The sequence below is a fragment of the uncultured Veillonella sp. genome, assembly GCF_900545205.1.
Classification (GTDB): domain Bacteria; phylum Bacillota; class Negativicutes; order Veillonellales; family Veillonellaceae; genus Veillonella.
Genome location: NZ_UQYC01000003.1, coordinates 1 through 24,034, shown reverse-complemented (window position 1 = coordinate 24,034; position 24,034 = coordinate 1). Strand labels below are relative to the sequence as shown.

Here is a 24,034-nt window from a genome sequence, read left to right as displayed (position 1 = left end):
AATAAATATTATATCATATAGATGCTATAAATTTGTACTAAAAAAGTGACACTATTAGTCACATAGGTGACTAATAGTGCCACTAAATCCCTTTACATAGAAATCGACAAATTATCTATTGATGTCGAGGCTTCTAGATGTGTCAGGTCACATTTTCAAATTAGTAAGAGATGTGAGAGCTGACGCCGGAAAACATCTACGCCTCACTTCTTCTAAGTAGTATACCATAGAAGTAGATAAAATCCCACACTGATGTGTGGGATTTTATTTTGTGTCTTATAGAGAGTGAGCTCGTAATTCTTCAGCAGAATGAGTGGAAATCCAAGCTGGTGGAATATCGAATACAGTGTAGCAACCAGTGCCACCGTGTTTAGCAAGACGGTAGATACCACGAGCGTAAGCAACTAATGCAGAGCCTGTGAATTCAGGGTTAGAATCAAGTTTCAAGGAATATTCGATAACGTGACGAGTGCCTTCTGTGCTTTCACCAGAACGAAGAACGAAGCCACCATGTGGAATGCCTTTATGGTCGCGATCAAGTTCTTCTTGGGAAATAAAGTTTACTACAGTTTCATAACCTACGAAGTAGTTTTCCATAGTTTTGATTTCATTTTCAATTTTAGCTTTGTCCGCATCAGGAGCAGCCACTACATAGCACTCACGAAGGTGACCTTTGTAGCCATCAACGTCTGGAGTTTCACCATTGCGGATAGCTTCAAGGTATTGTTCTTTAGGAACAGTGTATTGACGAGCATCAAGAACACCATCAATACGACGAATAGCATCGGAGTGACCTTGGGAAACGCCACGGCCCCAGAATGTATAAGATTTACCTTGAGGCAAGATGCTTTCAGCATATACACGTTGTAAAGAGAACATGCCTGGGTCCCAACCGCAAGAAATCAATGTAGCAGTTTTAGCTTCTTTAGCTACTTTGTCTACATTAGCAAAATGCTCAGGAATACGTGCATGTGTATCGAAGGAATCGATACAGTTGAAGTATTTAGTTACCATTGGAGTTTGTTCGATAAGGTCTGTTGCAGAACCACCGCAAAGAACCATAACATCGATTTTACCTTTGAAGTTTGGTAGATCTTCCATAGTATATGTAGGAACACCAGAAACTGTTTCTAAGCCTTTACGGCGAGAGAATACACCAACAAGCTCCATATCAGGTTGTAATTTTACGGATGCTTCAACGCCACGACCTAAGTTGCCGTAGCCAACGATACCAATACGAATTTTGCTCATATTAGCCTCCTATATAAATCGAGAAATTTAATTATTAACATTTTTATTATAGCACAAAAGTAGGGTATTTGATATTTTTCTATAGAATTAATTGATGAGAGATATAAAAGACCGATTGACCTCCGTTTATAGAGGGCAATCGGTTTTTTGGTCTCTATAGGAATTGGTGCTATATCGGGTAAACCGTATGGCAATTATCCTATTAGAATTTTAATGTTTTAATTCTTTCAACGGCACGAATTGTATTTTCACGGCTACCAAAAGCTGTTAAACGAAGGTAACCTTCGCCATGTGGGCCAAAGCCAGAGCCTGGTGTAGATACGATTTGAACTTGTTCGAGCAAGATGTCGAATAATTCCCAGCTAGTCATGTTGCCAGGAGTTTTTAGCCAAATGTATGGAGCGTCAACGCCACCGTATACAGTAAGGCCGATAGATTCAAGACCTTCTTTGATGATGCGAGCGTTTTCTTTGTAGTATGCAATGTTAGCGCGAGTTTGTTCTCGTCCTTCTTTTGTGTACACTGCTTCGGCACCGCGTTGAATGATGTAAGGAACACCGTTGAATTTAGTGCATTGGCGACGGTTCCACATAGGGTTTAGTGGTTGGCGTTCACCGGATTTAGTTTTGCCAGTTACTTCTTTAGGCACTACAGCATAAGCACAACGTGTGCCTGTGAAACCAGCAGTTTTGGAGAAGGAACGGAATTCGATAGCTACTTCGCGAGCACCCTCGATTTCGTAGATGGATTTTACAGTGTCTTCTGTGCTGATGAAAGCTTCGTAAGCGGAGTCGAACATCAAAATCGCATCATTATCTTTACACCATTTAATCCATTCTGCTAAACGAGCACGGCTTAAAACAGTACCAGTTGGGTTGTTAGGGGAGCAAAGATATACGATATCTACACGTTCAGAAGGAAATTCTGGAGAAAAATTGTTTTCAGCGTAAGTAGGAAGGTATACAACCTTTTGGAAAATACCGTCTACAGCTTCGCCAGTACGACCGCCCATAACGTTGGAATCTAGGTATACTGGGTACACTGGATCAGTAATAGCGATGATGTTATCTTCGCTGAATAACTCTTGGATGTTACCAACATCAGATTTTGCACCGTCGGAAACGAATACTTCGTCAATAGCGATGTCTACGCCTAATGGTTTGTAGTCGCCATCAACAATAGCTTGACGCAAGAAGTCATAGCCTTGCTCAGGACCATAACCGCGGAACGTTTCAGCTTTACCCATTTCTTGAACTGCTTTGCTCATAGCATCGATAATTGCTGGAACAAGTGGTAATGTAACATCGCCGATACCAAGACGAATGATATCTGCATCTGGATGTGCTGCTTGATAATCTGCAACCTTTTTAGCGATATTAGCAAATAAATAAGAACCTTGTAGGTTTAAATAGTTTTCATTAATATTAGCCATGATGACTCCTTTTTATAATCAGATTTCTCTATATATAGTAAATTATATAGAATAATGACGCAAGGATTTTCTATAGAATTTCTCCTTAATCTAAATAGTGTAAGTATTTTTTATATAAAAGATTATAATACGAAGAATGTGTTTTATAAGCTCTTTTAGAAATTTCGCATTTGATGTATAATAAATAAAAAGAGAGCCATCAACGTGTGGTAGCGTTAGGCTCATCTTATAAATGTTTTCTTATGATTGCCTAGCGTGCGAGTATTTTGAATACTCTGTTGCGTTAGGCTTTTGTCTTTACACTACTTGAATAGTGCAAAGAGTGATATTGCTATGGAAATTACAAAAAGAATTAAGTAGTACTTTTCGAATTTACTCATAGTATCACCACCTTTCGGTGATGAGCCTAACTCACGTGATGACTCTTAATATTAGTATAGCAAGGTAATTTAAGGAAAAATAGAATTGACATTTGCCTATAGATCAATTTTTGCGTAGTATTTTACTACGCTTTTTTATTGAAAAATATCAAAACTATATAGGATTAACTTTGTTTTTGATATAATCTAAATAAATACATATTATAGTGCGATTTTATATGAAAGTGGTGTCTTTATGCTGACGATTAGCAATAAAGGATGGCTTTTTACTTCTATATTAAGTGCTTTGATGGCGTTTACATCGTTGTCGACGGATATTTATTTGCCTGCCATGCCAGAGATGGGGCGTGATCTCCATGGTGATGCGGAGTTAACGTTGACTGGTTTCTTAATAGGTTTTGCGCTGGCTCAGCTTTTTTGGGGAGCTGTTAGCGATAAAATTGGTCGTAAGAAGCCTTTGATTATGGGGATAGTCTTATTTATTATAGGGTCTGTGGGCTGTGCCTTAAGTTCGTCTATGTTAGAATTACTAGCTTGGCGCGTATTCCAGGCCTTTGGTGCTTGCGTAGGACCTATGTTATCACGGGCTATGATTCGTGACTTATATGGTCGGACTGAGGCCGCAAAAATACTATCTACCTTGGCTATTGTTATGGCTATAGCGCCTATTGCAGGGCCGATGTTAGCAGGGCATTTACTAGTGTGGTATACATGGCATTCCATATTTTGGTTGCTTGTTGCCATCGGTATTTTAATGCTTGTTGCCGTATTAGTCATTCCTGAAACACATCCTGTAGAGAAACGTAGTAAAAAGTCTATAGCTCATACCTATAATAATTATTGGATTTTATTGCGCAACAAAGGTTTTATGAAATATACGCTATGTGTTAGCTCCTTTTATATTGCTATCTATGCATTTTTAACAGGATCGCCTTATGTATATATTGATGTCTATGAAGTGCCAAAAGAGTATTTTGGTTATCTCTTTTCTGTTAATATTATTGGTGTTATGTTATTAAGTGCCATCAATCGACGCATTGTAAGTGCTATACGGCTTGATAGATTATTGCGATATGCCACATTATTTGCAGCTATTTGTGTATCCGTTGTAATGGGCTTGATGGTTTTAGGTTACCATTCACTGTGGTTAATTGTTATTGGTTGTTTCCTATTCTTCTCTATGAATGGTATCATTGCTGCTGTAACTAATGCATTGGCATTGGATAGAGCAGGTAGAATGGCTGGATCTGGGGCGGCATTACTAGGTGCTATGCAATATGGTAGCGGTATCGTGTCATCGTTGATGCTTACCTTCTTACCAAATGATACGGCAGATCCTATGATGGGTGTAATCACAATATTTGTAATTATTTGTGCTATTATCGCCTTTCCTGAAGATGAAAAATATAATCGTATATAATAGTGGTGAAAGCAAGGGCATGAAATTGAACCCTTGCTTTCATCATTTTTTTAGGTTATAATAGTAAGGCTTATTGATGGTAAGCACTTCCTACCCCTATGTGTCGATAGGGGCATTAGTCCGAAAGAGGAGGTGATTTTGTATGAACAAATACGAAGTCATGTTTATTGTGAAACCAGCTGAAGAGGAAGCAACTAACGCTGTTATTGAAAAAGTAGAAGCTTTAATTGCTCGTGTAGGCGGCACAGTAGAAAAGGTAGATCGTTGGGGCAAGCGTCGTCTTGCTTACGCTGTGAAGAAATTCACTGACGGTTTCTATGTATTGATCAACTTTGAAGCAGCACCTGCTGAAATCAAAGAAATCGATCGTGTATTGAAAATCAACGATGAAGTCCTAAGACATCTAATTGTTAAACACGAAGCATAATTAAAGCCTGGAGGAAAACATGAACTCTGTACAAATTCTAGGTAATTTAGCTCGTGATCCTGAAGTACGCTATACCAAAACTGGTCGTGCAGTAGCAACTTTCACAGTAGCTGCTACAAACACCTATATTGATTCCACAACAAATGAGACGAAAGAACAAACTGCTTTCATCAACTGCGTTGCTTGGGGTAAACTTGGTGAAGCGGCAGGCAATCTTCGTAAAGGCAGTCGTTGCTTTGTAGAAGGTCGTTTGCAAACTCGTTCTTACGAGACTCAGGACGGTCAAAAACGGTACGTTACTGAAGTAGTAGCGAACTTTGTGGGCCAATCCCTTGATATGAATACTAATTCTTTCGAAGGTGGGTCCAATTTTGATAGTTTCAGTACAGGCGGCGATGACGAAAACATCCCGTTCTAGTGTCAGGGACTCCTACTAATTCGAAAAGGAGGATTCGCAATGAGAAGAGATAGAGGCAGAAAGCCAAGAAGAAAAGTATGCGTTTTCTGTGCAGACCATATCGATCAAATCGACTATAAAGACGTTGCTAAACTTCGTCGTTTTACGACTGAACGCGGCAAAATCTTACCTCGTCGTATTTCCGGTACTTGCGCAAAACATCAACGCAAATTGACTACATCTATCAAACGTGCACGTGCAATTGCTTTATTGCCATTCACTGCTGAATAATTGATGAATCAAGGCGGTACAACCATTTGGTTGTGCCGCCTTTTTGCTTTTATGGATAGGGATTATGCGTTTGGCGCATAATCCTTTTTTATATTCCTTTGATTCTCAGGGATTATTATATTTACTGAATTTAATAAATATTCAATATAATAGATATAGAAATATATGATTAAAATTTATAATAATACCTTTAAAAATAGAGCCTATATGATTAATCTATATAATCGAATTAATCAAACTTATGCATATAATCAGAAAAGCTTATGGTTTTTATACTATAATGTGAGTATATGCTTAGTACTGTAAAGTTCAGTGAAAGGTGGTAAGTACATGGGATTTTTGAAAAAGGATATATCCCGTCGCCAGTTTATTGGTGGAGCTTTAGCATTAGCGGCCGCATCAGCGGTACCATCATTTATACGCGGAGCCTATAAGCCAACACAATCTGATTCGTTACAAGTGTGGACTTGTGGTGGCTTATCAGAAGCATTTCTCGACTTAAACCAAGTCTACACGATGCACACAGGTCACAATATTCAGTATACCGGCGCCTTTGCAGGTGCTATTGGTAAATCGTTGCTTGCAGAAAAGAGTCGTACCGAAGTTTTTGGGGCTCGCGGCTTAGAGCTGGCAAAGAACATGCGCAAAAAGGGCGTAAGTATTGCATTTGAACCATTATGTTTTACGGATTATGTCATCGTTACACCTAAGGGAAATCCAGCAGGAATTAGGGATTTGAAGGATATGGCAGAGCCCGGTGTACGCGTTATGTTGCCATTAGGTGCCTCACCTCCTGGTAGTGCCTCTGTAAAGGGGATTATGAAATTATCCGGTTTAACCGATGGCATTATGAAAAATATGATCGCCGAAAATGCTTGTGTAATCTCCATGATGTGTGACCTTGTAGAAGGTAAAGCAGATGTATCTATCATTGAAAAGCGACTTACTACACATGATCGATTCAAGGATCGTATTGAGTACTTCTCCATTCCTGCACAATTTGTGCCGCCTGCACCACTTACTTTCACCATTAATACAATGAAATATGTACAAGATCGTGCATTGGCTGCGGACTATATTGAATTTACACGCTCCCAAGAAGGGCAACAAATCTTAGAAAATCACGGATTTACATCCGTTCATAGTGCGAGAGGTCTCGATTTGATAGAAAGGTTTGGTGTGAAAGATGTGTAGTCATTGTCCGTCATCTACATCCTGTAGGTCCCAAGGCAGTTCTGGTATATCTGGTAAACAAGCCCCTAAGAATTTAACGCTTTGGCGTCGTATCGTACAGTTTATTTTCCTCTTTATTATGGGGAAATGGGTATATTATGGCATATTCCGATGCCCTTATATTGTGCCATTTGTAAACTGTGAAAGCTGTTCCATGATTACCTGCTGGGGCCGTATTACGACATATTTCTATGCTTGGTGGATTATTCTGCCCATTATGGTCGTATTCTTTGGTCGAGCATTTTGTAGTTGGTTCTGCCCAAGTGGGTGGGTTAACCAAATGCTAGGAAAAATATCTATGGGACCATTAAGAAATCGTAAACATTACATGCGATTCCTTCAACTGGGCATGGTAGTCACTATAATTTTAGGGCTCGTAGTATACTTCAAATTTGGTAATCCCCGCATTATGATTCCAATTCGGACGAGCGATGAATATTTTAATGCTGTCATTTTATCTATGCAGTTCTCCGAATGGTATTGGGCGGCTCGCACTATAACGGTCGTCTCCATTATTGCTGGTTCCCTTATCATCGCCAATGCTTGGTGTCGCTTTGTATGTCCATTTGGTGGGGTAATGGAATTATTACGGAAAATTTCTATTTTTAAAGTATATAAAACTAGTGATTGTGACGATTGTGATGCGTGTCTACGTGTTTGTGAAATGGGTACACGACCAAATGAAATGAATTGCACCAACTGTGGTGACTGTTTGCATGTATGCCATAAAGATGCTATTAGATTTGGTCGGAAAGGTTAATTATGAAAGAAGTTCAAGGACAAAGTTTCCTACAAAATCATCCATGTTACAACAAGGATGCTGCCGCTAATTGGGGACGTTTACATTTGCCAGTTGCACCGAATTGTAATATTCAATGTAATTATTGTAATCGCAAGTACGATTGCGCTAACGAAAATAGACCGGGCGTGACGCAACATGTCTATACGCCACAAGAGGCAGCAGCCTTTATGCATAAGGTATTTGATGCACGTAAGGATATTTCTGTTGTGGGCATTGCAGGACCTGGAGATCCTATGTGTGATGCGGATAAGACACTTGAAACATTCCGCCTTGTAAAAAAAGATTTCCCTCACGTCATGCTCTGTTTATCTAGTAATGGCTTGGCAGTGCCTGATTATGTCGATGAAATCGCTGATTTAGGGATTACTCATGTAACGATTACGGCTAATGCTATTGATCCAGAGATTGCTAAACATGTGTATTCCATGGTTCGCTATGATGGGAACATCTATAAGGGGATTGATGGGGCCCGTATCTTATTAGAACGTCAGGCTGAAAGTATTCGTAAATTAAAGGAAAAGAACATCATCGTTAAGATTAATACTGTAGTAGTACCTGATGTAAATATGGACCATGTACCAGCTATCGCTAAACAAGCAGAAGCATGGGGCGTAGATTTGATGAACTGTATTGCTATGATTCCAGTTCATGATACAGCCTTTGAAAACCATCGAGGACCGACTGCAGAAGAAATCGACAATATGCGTCAATTTATTGGTCACTATGTGCCACAGATGACGCACTGTAAGCGCTGTAGAGCTGATGCTATCGGTCGTTTGTGTGAAGCGTAGAAGCATAAAAGGCTATATACCAGAGTATATAGCCTTAACGGTGATAATTATTATTTAGTATTCTTTACGATTGTATGTAGTGCAGATAATGCCATATCTACATCTTCAAGTGTATTGGCATAGCCAAAGGAGAAGCGCACGGTTCCTTCTGGATAGGTACCTAGCGTTTGGTGTGCTCGTGGGGCACAGTGTAGTCCGACGCGTGTCATGATGTGATACTTTGACTCTAGTTCATATGCAATACTGGCAGCATCCATATCATCAATTGTGATAGATACGACGGCTGTTCTATCTTGGATATCTTGTTTGCCGATGATGTTAACTCCAGTTATTGAATGTAAACCTTCGAGGAAGGCTTTTGTCAAAGCTAGCTCGTGGTTGTGAATGTTCTCCATGCCTTGTGACTCAATATAGGAGAGCCCTTCATTGAGTCCGATGATGCCAGGTAGATTTAACGTACCTGCTTCAAAGGCGTCGGGCATGTTAGTAGGCATCGTTTCTAGATGCGAGAAGCTACCTGTACCACCAGCGATAAGAGGTGTTAAGGTTTGAGCCATTTCTTTGGTCAATATAATACCACCAATACCTTGGGGGCCTAATAATCCTTTATGACCTGTAAAGCAGAGTGCATCTATATGACATGCTTTTACATCAATAGGAATAACACCTGCTGTTTGGGCTGCGTCTACAATGAAATGTAGATTATGAGCCTTGCAGATGGTACCTATTGATTCAATAGGCTGTATGGTGCCACATACATTGGATGCGTGATTAATAATTATAGCCACTGTATTGGGGCGAATGAGAGCTTCTATACTTTCAAGTTGGATGGAGCCAGTTTTGTCACAAGGAATAATATCAAAGGTAATGCCCTTATCCAGTAGTTGGGTAAGAGGTCTCATAACTGCGTTGTGCTCCATAGAGCTAACGAGTACATGATCACCGTCTTTCAACAGGCCCTTGATGACCATGTTTAAGCTCATTGTCACATTTTGCGTAAAAGTGACGTGAGATGGATCATGACCGTTGAATAAGGTATTTAGTTGTTGTCTTGTTGTATAGATAATATCCTCTACATCGTAGGCGAGGGCGTAGGAGCCACGGTTAATATTGATACCGTAGTTCGTTATATAGTTTGCCATGGCATTAGCCACATTAGGTGCTTTAGGGAACGTGGTACTTGCATTATCTAAATAGATATAGTTCATAGGTAATCTCCATGAATAACAAGGTGTATTTATGGTTATTATATCATGAGTCATATGCTTGATAGGGTGGGAGTATATACTCATATATTTGTAGTGTAGTTTGTTTGAAAGGAGTTTATTATGAGTGGGTCTCATGAAAAAAGGAATTTAATTATTGCAGGCCTTATTATTGGCGCTATTGCAGGCTTCCTCGTATTGGCTGGAAATCCGGGTAATATGGGATTCTGTATTGCTTGCTTTATTCGTGACACTGTCGGTGGCCTAGGTTTACATCGTGCCGCACCAGTACAGTATATTCGCCCAGAAATTATTGGTCTTATTTTAGGGGCTTATTTATTATCCATGATTCGTGGTGAACACCAAAGCAAAGGTGGTTCTTCTCCAATTATTCGATTTATTCTCGGCTTCTTTGTTATGATTGGTGCTTTGATGTTCCTCGGTTGTCCAATCCGTATGATTTTAAGACTTGGCGGCGGGGACTTAAATGCGTTGTTCGGTATTGCTGGTTTTGCTGGTGGTATCGGCTTTGGTACTATATTCTTGAAAAAAGGTTATTCTTTACAGCGTACCTATGCATTGAGTAAATTAGAGTCTGCTATGATGCCTGCCATCCAAGTTGCTTTACTAGTTTTAGTAGTAGCGGCCCCAGCATTTATCTTCTTTAGTCAAAAAGGTCCTGGTGCTATGCATGCACCTTGGTTGATTTCATTGGCGGCAGGCCTCGTGGTAGGTGGCTTATCTCAAGTTAGCCGTCTTTGCACTGTTGGTGGTTTCCGCGATTTATTCTTGTTCAAAAAATCTATCCTTATCTTTGGCTATTTAGCTGTTCTCATTGGTGTATTTGTTGTAAATATTAGCTTTGGTAATTTCCATCTTGGCTTTGAAAATCAACCAATTGCACATACAGATGGCTTGTGGAACTTCCTAGGTATGGCACTTGCAGGTTTCTGTAGTGTATTGCTCGGTGGTTGCCCGTTGCGTCAATTAATTATGACTGGCGAAGGTAACTCTGACTCTGCTGTAACGGTGCTCGGTCTTGCAGCAGGTGCAGCATTTGCTCATAATTTTGGCTTAGCCGCTTCTGGTACAGGTCCTACATTAAATGGTGAAATTGCTGTAGGTATTGGTTTTGTGGTAGCACTTATTATTGCTGTAGTTAATACAAAACGTGCCAATGCCTGAGTTAGAAATGAGTGACTATGAAATATATTGCTACGTTTTACTCTCACTTTGGAGCCATTCGTTTTAAACGAGAGGCTCCTGATGGGGTAACCAATATAGAACTTCGTCCAGTGCCTCGCGACTTGAGTTCTTCTTGTGGAACGAGTGCATCTTTTGATGCTGGTGAAAACTTTACGTTTACAGATGATCCTACAGAGGAGATTGAGCAAATCGTTGCTGTCACTGATGATGGGTATAGAACTATATTTGAAAGTCCCAATAAATAAACATTAAAGCCTTTCAGCGTCGCTAATCTAAGCGGTTCTATAATCATTATGTAACGCAAAAAGAGGAGCTATCCATTGGATAGCTCCTCTTTGTTATACAGCTCTATATTTTTTAGGTGCTTCACCTTTTTCAGCGGCTTCTTTATCAGCGCGCCATTTGCGTTCGAAATACTTATGATACTCTACAGGAACGTCATCAGGTGTTAAGCTTTCATAAAAACTAGTAGTTCCATTTGCTTGAGCTTGTTCATAAAACCATGTTTTAAATTCTAGCATGGACAAGCGTGCTTGTAGGTGTTCGATTTCTACTAATACGCGATCTCGTTGATTTTTGATAATAGATAATCTTTCATTAATGCGACTATCACCTTCGACGCAGTAGTCGATAAAATGTTTGATTTCCTTAATAGGCATACCGGTATGCTTCATGCATTCAATCAATTCTAACCAATCCATATCTGTGTCATGGAATACACGGATACCACCAGCAGAACGTTCTACGAAGGGTAATAGACCTTCTTTATCATAGTAACGCAATGTAGAAGGTGCCACATTTAGTTTTTTTGCGATTTCGCCAACAGTATATGTCATAGGACCTCCTTATGGGTTCATATTAAATTCGTAAAAGATTTAGTGTCAGGAGTAATGTATTAAGCGTATAATATACGTATATTTTTAAGGTTAGAGTTAAGTTTTACGTTCTCGCTTGACTTAAACCTAACTATAAGTTCTATACTTATTACATGCTGGGAATACAGTATAGCACGGTTAGTAATACAATACAAATTCTAGAGGTTGTATTGTTATATGACACCTAATGAAAGGAACACATATGAACTTAATTGATATAAAATCTCCAGTCGATTTAAAAGGCTTATCTATTTCTGAATTAACAGACTTAACAGCACAAGCTCGTCAAGCTCTTATGACAAAGGTTTCTGAGCATGGTGGTCATTTTGGCCCTCCTATGGGCGTAGCGGAAATGATTATGGCCTTGCACTATGTATTTAATTCTCCTGTAGATAAGATTGTTTATGACGTGTCTCATCAGTCTTATGTACATAAAATGGTCACAGGTCGTGCATTGGCGTTCTTAGATCACGATCATTATGATGACGTAACGGGTTATACAGATCCTACTGAAAGTGAGCACGATTTCTTCAATATTGGTCATACCTCCACATCTATTTCTTTAGCATCTGGTTTAGCAACAGCTCGTAATTTAAAAGGGGACTCTGAAAATATTATCGCTATCATTGGCGATGGTTCTTTGTCTGGCGGTGAAGCATTTGAAGGTTTTGATTATGCGGCCACATTAGACAGCAATATGATTATTATTGTCAATGATAATGACCAATCCATTGCAGAAAATCATGGTGGCTTGTATCGTAGTCTTCGTGAATTACGCGAGTCTAATGGTGAAAGCTCTAACAATATCTTTAAGGCTCTTGGTTTGGATTATCGTTTTGTAGCCGATGGCAATAATTTGGAAACATTAATCAATGTGTTTAAAGATGTAAAAGATATTAATCATCCTATCGTTTTACATATTGTTACCCAAAAAGGTAAGGGCTATGCCATTGCTGAACAAAACAAAGAAGCTTTCCACTGGATAATGCCATTTGATTTAGAAACAGGTAAACTCAAAAAGGAACATCATGGTCCGACCTATGCTGGTACAATTGCGGACTATTTGATGGAACAAATTAAAGTAGATCCAACAGTGGTAGCTATTAATGCAGGGACACCAGGTGGCTTTGGCTTTAACTCTGAATGGCGTAATGAAGCTGGTAAACAATATATCGATGTAGGCATTGCGGAAGAACATGCCATTGCGATGAGTTCTGGTATTGCAAAAAATGGCGGTAAGCCAGTGTTCAGTGTAGATAGTACCTTCTTACAACGCGCTTATGACCAATTGGTACAAGATCTTTGCGTCAATAATAATAGTGCAGTCATCATCAATCATATGGCATCTGTATATGGCATGAACGATGTCACGCATTTAGGATTCTTTGATATTCCTATGCTTACAAGCATTCCTAACTTAGTATACTTAGCACCTACTAATAATGAAGAGTTGTTGGCTATGACGGAATATGCAGTGCATCAACACGAGCATCCTGTGGCTATTCGTGTTCCTGTAGGTGAATTTACATCCACTGGTGTAGCTGATACGACTGATTACAGTGTTTTAAATAAATCTGAAGTGACTCGTCGTGGTGAACGCATTGCCTTATTAGGCCTTGGTAATTTCTATCATCTAGCTAATCAAGTGGCTGATGAATTGGCTAAAGTCGGCATTAACGCAACCGTGGTAAATCCTAAATTTGCTTCTGGCCTTGATGAAGCATTATTGGAAGAGTTGAAAGCAAGTCATTCTGTAGTATTTACATTGGAAGATGGTGTAGTTGAAGGTGGCTGGGGCCAACGTATTGCTGGTTTCTATGGTCCATCTGATGTGCGCGTTAAAAACTATGGTATTGCTAAAGAATTCCACGATCGTTATGATGCAACGGAATTGTTACGAGAAAATGGCGTTTCTTTAGATCAGATTGTGGCTGATGCAAAACAAATTTTATCCGTTTAGTTTGATAAAATATTAAATAAATAATTTTATCTACAAATGCAGTAGAAATATGGCTTTGCCCTGTTTCTACTGCATTACTTTTTGTTTTATATTTTATAAAAATATAAAATTTGTTAAAAGATTATAGATTTTTTTCGAATAGGACTATAAAAATTAGATGAAGTATTATATAATATTATCTACAGTATGTATTACAGTAGAACAAGTTTGTTGTTAATGTACAAAAATATCACAGTATTATATAAGTAAGTATTAATGAAAAGGGAGATTGTAAGACGTTGAAAAAAGTATTAACCTTAACATTAGCCGTGGCCATCGTCGCCGGTGGCTATATGTCTGAGGCTAATGGGGCGGGAGAACAGCCTTCTAAGCAGGCACCGTCTATATCTGAGATAAACATATATACGCCTAAAGAACTCAATGCACGTCAAAAAGACTTGGTTGATATTGGTCGCTATACAGCATCCGGTGATCAAGGTGCATTGAAAAGTACAATCGCCTCTGCTATTGAGCGAGGTACGTTGACACCGCAAGAGGTGAGTATTGCGATTCGTCAACTTTACTCTGCTGCTGGTTTAAAGCAAATGAATGCAGCATTAGCTACATTTGATCAATTACGTGAGGAGCGTCCTGAGTTTGGCGCTGATTACGAAAAAATGGTTCCAAAGCAAACTGGACTTAGTGCTTTATTGGGGAATGGCACTAATGGGGCTGCTTTGGCTAAGGCTAAAAATGAGGATACAAAAGAAGCCGTTCAATACAATACGTTCCGTATGAAGAAACCAAAACCGCAAAATCGTAATCGCTCTCGCCTTGGTAAGTTGGACCGTGAATTGGTTGCTGCCGCAGCTTTAGGTACGCGTGTAGGTAAAAATAATCTATTCGCTGCATCTGAAAAGAGTTTATCTGAGCTTGGCCTCAGCAAATATCAAATTGAAAATCTTGAATCTTTGATTTTCTAAGAATATAAAGACCTACTTCTTTGGAAGTAGGTCTTTTTTATATGGTTGATAAGGGAAATGTAATTGACGTTTAACTCCCCCTTTTCTATAATTAATAAGATAGGTATATGACCTGTAATAATAGATATAATTAATAGTTAATATAGATGTAAGGAGAAAGTATGCGCCTTCGTAGAAAACCGTGGATTGATGAAGCTATCCACGAATATGACTCTCATATCATTTTGTCTGGTCAAGAACAGTATAAGGGCAAATGGCGTGAGTTATTTGCCCATCCTGAACGTCCATTATATATGGAGCTTGGAACAGGTAAGGGACGTTTTATTGCAGGCATGTCTGAAGCGTATCCAGATGCTAACTTTGTAGGTTTTGAAGTGCAAATTGGCGTAATTTATTATGCGGCTCAAAAGATTTTTGAAGCAGAGCGTGATAATGCTAAGGTATCTCTCTTTGATATCGCTGGCATTGAAGAGGTTGTGGCGCCTGGTGAAGTAGATCGTTTCTACATTAACTTCTGTGATCCATGGCCTAAGGCAAAACATGCTAAGCGTCGCCTCACATACCATACATTCCTGGATCGTTATGCCCGTCTTTTAAAAGATGGTGGCGAGGTTCACTTTAAAACTGATAACGAAGGTTTATTTATGTTCTCTCTTGAAGAATTCAAAGAATGTGGATGGGAACTTAAGAATGTAACCTATGACTTACATAGCACAGATCTTCCAAATGTAAAAACTGAGTATGAAGAGAAGTTCAGTGCTAAAGGGCAACCTATTTTCCGCTTAGAAGCAATTAAGCCAAAAGTACAAAAGGAGGCTTAATATGGAAACACCGAATAAGGGGGATAGTCGGTGGGGCTCACTCTTTAAAAATGATTTACAAGGTATGCTTTTACCTATATTGCTCATCACGATTATAGGTAGTGTAAATATCTTCAGTGCCACCTATATAAGCTCTATTTATGAAAATACAGGGCTCTTAGGCTACTTTACAAAACATATGGGGTTCCTATTGTTTTCAATGGCAATAGGTGTAGTGTTATATCGGTATGATTATAGGCAACTACAAAAGCCACATATGTTGCAACGCATCATGATTGTAACACTCATAGGTATGGTGTTAGTCCTAGTGGCTGGCTCTGTCATTAATGGTGCTCGCCGGTGGATTGTTATCGGTCCCGTATCAATACAGCCATCGGAATTTGCCAAGTTAGCCGCCATAATATGGACATCGGCTAAGTTGAGTACTATGAGAAAATGGGGAAAAGCGAGATATAATAATCCACTAACGAATTTACAAGGTTATGTGGGAGAACGGGTAGGTTATATGTTGCCAATGTTAGTTTGGCCTATAATCTTTGCGATTCTAACCATCTTGCAACCAGATATGGGGACTACTGTACTAATCTTTGGGTTCTCATTCATACTAATTTACTTAGCAGGTTTTGATGGGCGATTCTTTGGTGGTGCCTTTGCCGTAGCTGGTGTGATAGGCTTCATTGCAGCTCGTATGTCGCCATATCGTTGGGAACGGATTCAGTCCTGGTTCGATCCTTGGCCTCATGCTCAAGATATGGGCTATCAAACTGTACAAGGTCTATTGGCCGTAGGTTCTGGTGGTATTCTTGGGGAAGGCTTTATGCAAGGTACATCTAAGTACTTTTACTTGCCAGAGGCTCATACAGATTTTGCATTTGCCGTGTGGGCTCAAGAAATGGGCTTTGTCGGTGCTGTCTTTGTCGTTCTCTTGGTAGCGGCCTTTACATACTTTGGTTTCCGTATTGCTAATAAATCTCGTGATGAATTTGGCAGATGGTTAGCTATGGGCATAACCTTGCTCATCAGTGGGCAAGCATTGTTTAATATTGCCATGGTTTGCGGTATTATGCCGGTAACAGGTGTGCCTTTGCCATTTATTAGTTATGGTGGTTCTTCATTGTTAATGAACTTTATGGCCATAGGCTTGTTAGCTAGTGTTGGTCGTCGTAATGTAGAAGGTGTAAAACAAGTTGGTACGGCTGAGGATTTACCATCCTTGCGTGAAGAGACACAAAGCCGCTTCAAACCTAAGGCTACTCAAGAAACAGACAAGACTGAAATGCCTGGTCCGTTTAGACCTAGAGAGCCTAGAAGGCCAACGCGTAGACGTCCGAGACCTAAAAATTGATGTGTAATTCTTATGTTTCATAAGAGTAACATATATGTGTAAAATCCAATGCTATATCATACCGGGTATAGCGTTGGAACCTAGTGTTGTTATTGTGGTGAGAGGAAAAAATGAAGGATTATATTGATATTCAAGAGCGCCCGTCTTGGGGGCGTATGTTGCCACTTAGTTTCCAACATTTATTTGCTATGTTTGGCTCTACTGTATTAGTACCATATTTATTAAAAGTAGATCCTGCAACAGCTTTATTTATGAATGGTATTGGCACATTGTTATACCTATTCGTATGTAAAGGTAAAATCCCTGCATACCTCGGTTCTAGCTTTGCTTTCATTGCTCCTGTAGCTGGTGTATTATCTGCCGGTCTCGGTTATGAGGCAGCTAAAGGTGCCTTCGTTGTATTTGGCTTATCCTTTGTGATTTTATCTGTTCTAGTTCGCTATATTGGTACTCGTTGGATCGATAAGTTATTCCCACCGGCTGCCATGGGTGCTATCGTGGCTATTATTGGTTTAGAATTGGCGCCAGTAGCGATGAGTATGTCTGGCCTTATTGGTAATCAAGACTTGGGCATGAGCCACAGTCAAGCTGTATTTATTTCTATGTTTTCCTTAGTTGTTACCTTGCTTGGCACTGTTGTGTTCCGTGGTTTCTTAGCCGTTATCCCTGTTTTGATTGGCGTTGTTTCCGGCTATATATTATCCGCCTTTATGGGCGTTGTTGATTTCTCCGGCGTAGAGGCTGCACCTTGGTTCTCCTTACCGCAGTTCTATGGCATGCCTGTATTTGATATCAATGCAATCATTATGATTATGCCAGCACTCTTTGTAGTATTTGCAGAACATGTAGGTCACTTGGTTGTAACTAGTAACATCGTATCCAAAGACTTGATGAAAGAACCAGGCTTACAACGTTCTTTGCTCGGTGATGGTCTTGCGAACATCCTTTCTGGTTTCTTTGGTGCTACACCAAATACGACATACGGTGAAAACATCGGTGTACTCGCTATCACTCGTTGCTTCAGTGTGTGGGTTATCGGCGGTGCTGCGGTTCTTGCTATGATTATCTCCTTTGTAGGTAAAGTAGCTGCTCTTATTCATGCTATCCCAGTACCAGTTATGGGCGGTGTATCCATTCTCTTGTTCGGTATCATTGCTGCATCCGGTTTGCGTATGCTTGTAGAACGCAAGGTAGATTATACAAATCCTGTGAACATGATCTTAACATCTGTTATCCTTGTTGTAGGCCTTAGTGGTGCTGAACTTGCTGTAGGTCCTGTTGTATTGAAAGGCATGGGCCTTGCGACTGTAGTAGGCATGGCAATGAGTATCATCTTATTGCTCCTTCAAAAAACAGGCGTTGGTAATGACCAATTGAAAAAAACAGAAGTATAATTACTGTCAAATCTATTGATGAAATAGCATCTTACGATGATAACTGACAATAGTAAAGCTTTAAAATAATATACTTTATACATAACGACTACTGAATCAGGTATGATCCTGTGAAAGTAGTCGTTTTTATTATCTTATACATATCATCGTTTAATACTTGTGAACCGAATAGGTTTAGGATGTAAGAATATTTTATATGAAATAGATTTATATGATAAGGGTTATCTTTATAATTTATTATTTATATTGTATAATGGATATATAAGTTGTATAAAATTAATTAAAGAGAGGAGGGCCTATGGAGTTTTTAGTATGGATGGCTATAGGGATTGCCCTAATGGCTGTAGAACTCGTTGTTCCAGGTGGTATTTTGGGACTCATCGGTTATTGTACATTCCTTTGGGGCGTGTATGTAGCCCTTGGAGAAGGTACGGTGGCGCTATATGCCGTACTAGGATTAACAGCCTTGTTGATTGTCCTTATCATCGTGTTCTTTAATCACTTTGAAAAGACTTGGATAGGCAAGTTGTTTACCTTAGGGCAACGATCTACGACAAAAGCTGGTTATGTATCTAATGATGTATTAGATGACTTAGTCGGTAAAGAAGGCGTAGCTCATACTACACTACGCCCTGCAGGTATTGCTAAAATTGATGGTAATTTGGTGGATGTTGTGACCGAAGGGGACTTCATCGATGCCGGTTCACCTATTGTGGTACTGCGTGTTGTGGGCGGCCGCAATATTGTTAGAAAGCGCGATTAAGCTTTCACCACATCGTCGTATATAATGGAGGTTATTATGGATGTAGGTATTTTAATCTTGATTCCCATTCTACTGATTGGGATTATGGTGTTCTTGTATGTTGTGCCATTAGGCCTTTGGGTATCTGCTCTTGCAGCAGGCGTTAATGTTGGTATCTTTACACTCGTAGGCATGCGCTTACGTCGTGTAAATCCATCTCAAATCGTAATGCCTTTGATTAAAGCAAATAAAGCAGGTCTTGATGTTAATGTAAATCAGCTTGAAGCGCATTACCTTGCAGGTGGTGACGTTGACCGCGTTGTAGATGCGTTGATCGCCGCTGAGCGCGCATCTATTCCTTTGACATTCGAACGTTCTGCAGCTATCGACCTTGCAGGTCGCGATGTATTGGAAGCGGTTCAAATGTCCGTTAATCCTAAAGTGATTGAAACACCAATCATCTCTGCAGTGGCAAAAAACGGTATCGAACTCAAGGTTCGTGCTCGTGTAACTGTACGTGCTAATATTGATCGTCTCGTTGGTGGTGCTGGTGAAGCTACTATTATCGCCCGTGTTGGTGAAGGTATCGTAACAACTGTAGGTTCCTCTGAAGAGCATACAGATGTACTAGAAAATCCAGATCACATCTCTCGTACTGTATTGGGTAAAGGTCTTGATGCGGGTACTGCATTCGAAATCTTGTCCATCGATATTGCTGACGTAGACGTAGGACGTAACATCGGTGCTCAATTGCAAACAGATCAAGCGGAAGCGGACAAGAAAATTGCTCAAGCTCGTGCCGAAGAACGCCGTGCAATGGCCGTTGCTACAGAACAAGAAATGCGTGCGAAAACACAAGACATGCAAGCTAAGGTTGTGGAAGCACAAGCTGAAGTTCCTAAAGCATTGGCAGAAGCTTTCAGAAACGGTAATCTTGGCGTTATGGATTACTACAATATGAACAATATTATTGCAGACACTAAAATGCGTGAAAATTTAGCAGATAGTGAATAGGAGTAGCTATGGACTCTATTTTGTCTTCTGTGCTATCTATCTTTTCGCATAATCCTATTATTGTTCTAGGTATCATCGCGTATATTGCTTTTTCGATTATAAAAAGTAAGAATACAGAAGAGTCTGATGATTATGATAACTATGAAAGTTCGAGTTCTGGCCAGACTTGGGAGGATATGGAGCGTGAATATGGTATCTCCATAGAGAAAAAGCCTGTAGAACCTTCACCTGAGGATTTGTTGTATGATGATGATTTCTATCGAGATATTTTTAAAAATAGACCGATTGAGAATCAGCATCCTGAGGCCCCTTTACGAAAAAAGGGCGGAAGACTGTTTCAATATGATGATACGGAAATATCTGAAAAACATGTTGAAGTGCATCCAAGTAATGATAAAACTCAAACAGTTTTATCTTCCGAGAATCATTACGATGAAGCGTCTACAACGCAACAAAGTACTCATGGTTCATCCAAGAAAACCTCAATTAAATCAACTAGCTTTAGCAATAATACGACTCGCTCGGCTCGAGAATCTGTTACAGGTCCTTCTTTAAATGAGCGATTAGCTGAGTTTAAACGAGATAAAGCATCTAAAGAGGGTCGTGTTCTTCTTGAGAATGTAGGTGTTACGACTGCCCCAGCTGCAACCCCAACAGGTAAACGAAAAGTTAATCATGCCTTAAAAGAGGGAATGAAGTGGTCTATCATTTTAGGCAAGCCTAAAGCTCTAGAACGGAGATATCGCTAATCAGGATACTAATAACAATAAGCTCCACTAGGAGGTTATTAGGCTATAGAATATGGATGGTTTATGCATAGATATTGTGATAGTAACTAGAATTACACCTATCGTATGCGGTGCATATAATTACATATGGAAAGAGGTTCCTATTGGTCACCTATGTGACTATTAGGAACCTTTTTTATATTGTTTTTTCTTGATGAAACTTTCACAATAATAGAGAAGGGAGTTCGTCTATAAGGAAAGGTGATATTATGTATCGTAATGTACGCGTTATACCTAAACAGTTATTGGAACAATTATACGTAGAAAAACAGTGGAGTGTTAGAGAGGTAGCAGCGTATTTTCAGTGTAGTGTAGACACTATTATGCGACGCATGAAGCAGTATGACATTGAGCGAAGACCTTTAAAAAAGGATATCAATATGGTTCATGTACAAGCTCTATACGAAACTGGTAAGTGGTCTCTACACTCGTTAGCAAAGCGTTATGATGTGTCTATTACGACAATGGCAAGCCGTATGAAGGAATATGGACTGGCTTGTCAGCGGTCCACGAAGAATATATCTATCGATCCAGTACGTATTTGTAGGGCTTATAAAAGTGGAAATACTTCGGATTCTATTGCTCGCATGTACGGCATATCGCAATGGAAAGTACATCATGTATTGAGGCATATGGGAATGTGTACAACACCGAAGGTACAAAATCATCGAAAGGTAGAGGAGATGGCTTACTTATATATTCATCATCATATGAGTACAGATGACATAGGTTTAGCCTATGGTATACGAGGATCTACGGTGGCTATTTATCTACGAGAACAAGGCATAGAAATTCGTACCAATACTTTACAGTTAGATGAAAATAACATAAAAAAACTACGGGCAAAAGGGTATGGTGTTGCTAAAATAGCGCAGATGATGGGCTGCTCTGCTTCTGCGGTGAGAAAGCGACTAGCTATGAAAAAATATATCTCTCCTTGATGTAGTGTAGTAGATACTATATACTTAAATTTATACAATGATGGGAGGAATATTATGTTCGAAATTATCTCTGCTTTAATACCGTTTTTCTTACTTGGCATAGTTGCTGCTGGTTTATCCCGTGTATCTGGGGTGGCCTTGTCAATGATTATAGTACCAACTCTATTGATTTGGGGTGCTAATGCCATTGATGTCATCGCTTTCATGTTGCTCTTTGTAGTGTATAACAACTTTACAATGGAGACACAAGACGTTCGTTTAGATTATAAAGATCTTGTATTATTCCCTAAGTGGCGCTTGTGCATTCCCTTTATTTTGACTATTATTACAGCCTACTTTGCACCGGCTGCGGGCATTGCAGTCTTTATGGCTTGCTTTGTATTAGAACTATTGGCTACCGTGTATAAACGGATTCCTGAAAATAAACGTCCTCGTTTACACCGCGTTATCGTTACGTCCGTTTTGAGTGCTGTTGTAACGGCTGTAGGTGCTTATGCAGGTCCCAAAATTCCTAGCGAATACTATTTCATCTGTGCTGGTTTAGCAATCTTAGTTATTACAGGCTTTGCATGGTATGTAGGTAACCATCGAGATGCATTTAGAGGTGCATGGGAAACAATTTGGGCTGACTTTAATCTATTCTTGGGTATGTTTGGTGTAGAAGCATCTTACTATCCAGCAGCACTAACTCGTTCTATTCCAAATCCAATGGATCGTATGTTACCAATGATTACCGTAGTAGGTGGTTATGCAGGTCTCATGGTGGTGTTTGGACTGTATAATATCTTCTCCATACCATCCTTGATTACTGCTATTGGTGCGGCTATCGGTATTCGTCTCTTTGGTTTGTACGAGTTTCCACGCCATGGCAGCTTCTCCTACTTGGCTATTGGATTTGCTGTAGCTGCTGTTGTGTGCTTGTACCTCGTATCTCCAACACCAGTAGGTTTTGATTATATCAATACATTGGTATCTCAACCTATCGTTCAATAATGGTTGATCTTATAGTCATCGCTATATGTTTTAGTAATATTTTTAATATCTCACGTAGTATGTTATTGAACTTGAATGTGTGACATAGTTCATATATTGTGCTGAAAGTTGAGTCCATACTAGATTGTGAAAGGAGTTGATGCTCTGTGGTAGAAACAATTGAAACGAGACCATTTCCGCCGTTCTTACCAAAGAATACGACGGTAATGATGATGGGGACATTCCCACCAACTTCCGAAAAGCGTTCTATGGAATTTCATTATCCTAACTTTCAAAATGATATGTGGCGCGTGTATGGCTTAGTATTCTTTGACGACAAAGAACATTTTAGAAAAGGCGAGGAAAAAGCCTTTGATGCGGATAAGATTAAAGCGTTCTTATCTGAAGCGGGGATTGCTTCTTGTCCTACTGTTTTAAAAGCTATACGCGAAAAGGGCAATGCATCGGATGCATTTCTTAAGGTCGTTGAACCTGTACCGCTTGCAGAGGTATTGGACCGAATTCCACAGTGTAAACATATTGGGACCACTGGTGGTAAGGCCACAGAAATTTTGTTAAGCCTTTTGCCAGAAAAGGTTAAACTACCTAAAACAGGGGAGACAATTCCCTTTGTGTTTAACGGTCGTGAATTGACGTTAACACGATTGCCATCTACATCTCGTGCATATCCATTAAGCCTTGCCAAAAAGGCTGAAGCCTATAAAAATTTCTTTAAGGCTTGTGGATTACAAACAAAATAATCTTGATAAGTAAACTAATTTAATATGTATAAATAACACCTTTGTTGTTATATTGTGTTTTTAATGATGCTATATAAATTGTCAAAGGTGTTTTTATTATCAAAAATTAATGTGAATTAGAAAAATGGATATAACTATATTATGATTGGTTGCATATATCTTATTATAAATAAAATTAATAAGATATATAACATTTTAATTCTTGATTTTTAGAGTGAGAGGTTTATAATTAACCTTTGTTGCAAATGGTTGACAATAGTTTAAGAAAATGGAGTTGATATTATGGATAAGGCTAAAGAGGCCTTATGGACAAGATCCTTTGTCCTCGATACTTTGATTAATTTCTTAGTATTTTTGATTTATTATTTATTAATCGTTATTATTGCGGTAGTAGCAAAGGATAATCTTCATGCCACAGCAAGTCAAGCTGGCTTGGCCGTTGGTATTTATATTATTGGTACTGTTGTTGCTCGTTTGTTAGCAGGGCGGTTTATTAGTATCTTAGGCTGTCGTAAGATGTTGTACTTAGGTTTGTTGATTTACTTGATTTCAACAGCTATGTACTTCTACACACCTAATTTATTGATGCTCGATAGTGTTCGTTTCTTAAATGGTTTTGCTTAT

At 39.3% G+C, this 24,034-nt stretch carries 25 protein-coding genes; 21 read left to right on the top strand and 4 right to left on the bottom strand.

Features of this window, described 5'->3' with window-relative positions; genetic code table 11:
• Positions 1–276: 276 nt before the first annotated feature.
• Both QZR70_RS00560 and QZR70_RS00555 read right to left on the bottom strand, forming a co-directional pair.
• Positions 277–1,251, bottom strand: a complete 975-nt coding sequence (locus QZR70_RS00560) for a diaminopimelate dehydrogenase (RefSeq protein ID WP_295792350.1) — start codon at positions 1,249–1,251, stop codon at positions 277–279.
• Positions 1,252–1,453: 202 nt separating this feature from the next.
• Positions 1,454–2,683, bottom strand: coding sequence for an LL-diaminopimelate aminotransferase (locus QZR70_RS00555; RefSeq protein WP_295792349.1), 1,230 nt, complete (start codon positions 2,681–2,683; stop codon positions 1,454–1,456).
• Between the two features lie 615 nt (positions 2,684–3,298).
• Here QZR70_RS00555 and QZR70_RS00550 point away from each other — a divergent pair.
• From QZR70_RS00550 to QZR70_RS00520, 7 genes are all read left to right on the top strand, one after another.
• Entirely contained in the window at positions 3,299–4,483 is a 1,185-nt protein-coding gene (locus tag QZR70_RS00550; protein WP_295792348.1) for a multidrug effflux MFS transporter, read from the top strand.
• Positions 4,484–4,625: 142 nt separating this feature from the next.
• Positions 4,626–4,910 (top strand): 30S ribosomal protein S6, encoded by a 285-nt coding sequence (rpsF, locus tag QZR70_RS00545; protein WP_004693799.1) that lies wholly within the window; start codon positions 4,626–4,628, stop codon positions 4,908–4,910.
• Positions 4,911–4,929: 19 nt separating this feature from the next.
• Positions 4,930–5,328 carry a single-stranded DNA-binding protein gene (ssb, locus tag QZR70_RS00540; RefSeq protein WP_004693797.1) on the top strand — a complete coding sequence of 133 codons (399 nt, stop codon included), beginning with the start codon at positions 4,930–4,932 and terminating at the stop codon, positions 5,326–5,328.
• A 39-nt stretch (positions 5,329–5,367) separates the two neighbouring features.
• Positions 5,368–5,598: a 30S ribosomal protein S18 gene (rpsR, locus tag QZR70_RS00535; protein WP_004693795.1), complete on the top strand. Its 231-nt coding sequence runs from the start codon at positions 5,368–5,370 to the stop codon at positions 5,596–5,598.
• Positions 5,599–5,928: 330 nt separating this feature from the next.
• Positions 5,929–6,792 carry a substrate-binding domain-containing protein gene (locus QZR70_RS00530; RefSeq protein WP_105085241.1) on the top strand — a complete coding sequence of 288 codons (864 nt, stop codon included), beginning with the start codon at positions 5,929–5,931 and terminating at the stop codon, positions 6,790–6,792.
• Positions 6,785–7,591: a 4Fe-4S binding protein gene (locus QZR70_RS00525; protein ID WP_295792345.1), complete on the top strand. Its 807-nt coding sequence runs from the start codon at positions 6,785–6,787 to the stop codon at positions 7,589–7,591. The genes QZR70_RS00530 and QZR70_RS00525 overlap by 8 nt, the downstream gene beginning before the upstream one ends.
• 2 nt (positions 7,592–7,593) lie before the next feature.
• A complete protein-coding gene (locus QZR70_RS00520) occupies positions 7,594–8,424 on the top strand; it encodes a radical SAM protein (protein WP_295792344.1) in 831 nt (276 codons plus the stop codon).
• 50 nt (positions 8,425–8,474) lie between these two features.
• Here the strand turns inward: QZR70_RS00520 and QZR70_RS00515 are convergent, their stop codons facing one another.
• Positions 8,475–9,632 carry an aminotransferase class V-fold PLP-dependent enzyme gene (locus QZR70_RS00515; protein ID WP_295792342.1) on the bottom strand — a complete coding sequence of 386 codons (1,158 nt, stop codon included), beginning with the start codon at positions 9,630–9,632 and terminating at the stop codon, positions 8,475–8,477.
• A 120-nt stretch (positions 9,633–9,752) separates the two neighbouring features.
• On the opposite strand from QZR70_RS00515, the gene yedE reads away from it, so the two are divergent.
• On the top strand, positions 9,753–10,814 hold the full coding sequence (yedE, locus tag QZR70_RS00510; protein ID WP_295792340.1) for a YedE family putative selenium transporter: 1,062 nt from the start codon (positions 9,753–9,755) through the stop codon (positions 10,812–10,814).
• A 17-nt stretch (positions 10,815–10,831) separates the two neighbouring features.
• On the top strand, positions 10,832–11,080 hold the full coding sequence (locus tag QZR70_RS00505; RefSeq protein WP_295792338.1) for a DUF3343 domain-containing protein: 249 nt from the start codon (positions 10,832–10,834) through the stop codon (positions 11,078–11,080).
• Positions 11,081–11,173: 93 nt separating this feature from the next.
• Here the strand turns inward: QZR70_RS00505 and QZR70_RS00500 are convergent, their stop codons facing one another.
• Positions 11,174–11,671, bottom strand: a complete 498-nt coding sequence (locus tag QZR70_RS00500; RefSeq protein WP_295792337.1) for a MerR family transcriptional regulator — start codon at positions 11,669–11,671, stop codon at positions 11,174–11,176.
• A gap of 226 nt (positions 11,672–11,897) precedes the next feature.
• On the opposite strand from QZR70_RS00500, the gene QZR70_RS00495 reads away from it, so the two are divergent.
• The 12 genes from QZR70_RS00495 to QZR70_RS00440 form a co-directional block, all read left to right on the top strand.
• The gene (locus tag QZR70_RS00495; protein ID WP_295792335.1) at positions 11,898–13,670 is read left to right on the top strand and encodes a 1-deoxy-D-xylulose-5-phosphate synthase; all 1,773 of its coding nucleotides are present in this window, start codon (positions 11,898–11,900) and stop codon (positions 13,668–13,670) included.
• A gap of 278 nt (positions 13,671–13,948) precedes the next feature.
• Positions 13,949–14,632 (top strand): carboxymuconolactone decarboxylase family protein, encoded by a 684-nt coding sequence (locus QZR70_RS00490; RefSeq protein WP_005387811.1) that lies wholly within the window; start codon positions 13,949–13,951, stop codon positions 14,630–14,632.
• A 161-nt stretch (positions 14,633–14,793) separates the two neighbouring features.
• Complete coding sequence (gene trmB / locus QZR70_RS00485; protein WP_105090170.1) at positions 14,794–15,453, top strand: tRNA (guanosine(46)-N7)-methyltransferase TrmB; 660 nt, start codon at positions 14,794–14,796, stop codon at positions 15,451–15,453.
• Between the two features lies 1 nt (position 15,454).
• Positions 15,455–16,798 carry an FtsW/RodA/SpoVE family cell cycle protein gene (locus tag QZR70_RS00480; RefSeq protein WP_295792333.1) on the top strand — a complete coding sequence of 448 codons (1,344 nt, stop codon included), beginning with the start codon at positions 15,455–15,457 and terminating at the stop codon, positions 16,796–16,798.
• A gap of 110 nt (positions 16,799–16,908) precedes the next feature.
• On the top strand, positions 16,909–18,192 hold the full coding sequence (gene uraA / locus QZR70_RS00475) for a uracil permease (protein WP_295792331.1): 1,284 nt from the start codon (positions 16,909–16,911) through the stop codon (positions 18,190–18,192).
• 298 nt (positions 18,193–18,490) lie between these two features.
• Positions 18,491–18,955 (top strand): NfeD family protein, encoded by a 465-nt coding sequence (locus QZR70_RS00470; RefSeq protein WP_005387820.1) that lies wholly within the window; start codon positions 18,491–18,493, stop codon positions 18,953–18,955.
• A gap of 36 nt (positions 18,956–18,991) precedes the next feature.
• Positions 18,992–19,948: a flotillin-like protein FloA gene (gene floA / locus QZR70_RS00465; protein ID WP_059361546.1), complete on the top strand. Its 957-nt coding sequence runs from the start codon at positions 18,992–18,994 to the stop codon at positions 19,946–19,948.
• An 8-nt stretch (positions 19,949–19,956) separates the two neighbouring features.
• Positions 19,957–20,697 carry a hypothetical protein gene (locus tag QZR70_RS00460; RefSeq protein ID WP_295792329.1) on the top strand — a complete coding sequence of 247 codons (741 nt, stop codon included), beginning with the start codon at positions 19,957–19,959 and terminating at the stop codon, positions 20,695–20,697.
• Positions 20,698–20,945: 248 nt separating this feature from the next.
• A complete protein-coding gene (locus QZR70_RS00455; protein WP_295792327.1) occupies positions 20,946–21,677 on the top strand; it encodes a sortase in 732 nt (243 codons plus the stop codon).
• Between the two features lie 54 nt (positions 21,678–21,731).
• Positions 21,732–22,670: a hypothetical protein gene (locus QZR70_RS00450; protein ID WP_060923819.1), complete on the top strand. Its 939-nt coding sequence runs from the start codon at positions 21,732–21,734 to the stop codon at positions 22,668–22,670.
• A gap of 146 nt (positions 22,671–22,816) precedes the next feature.
• A complete protein-coding gene (locus QZR70_RS00445) occupies positions 22,817–23,410 on the top strand; it encodes a DNA glycosylase (RefSeq protein WP_295792325.1) in 594 nt (197 codons plus the stop codon).
• Positions 23,411–23,692: 282 nt separating this feature from the next.
• Positions 23,693–24,034 (top strand): MFS transporter (locus tag QZR70_RS00440; protein ID WP_295792322.1); only part of this gene is annotated, 342 nt, incomplete at its 3' end.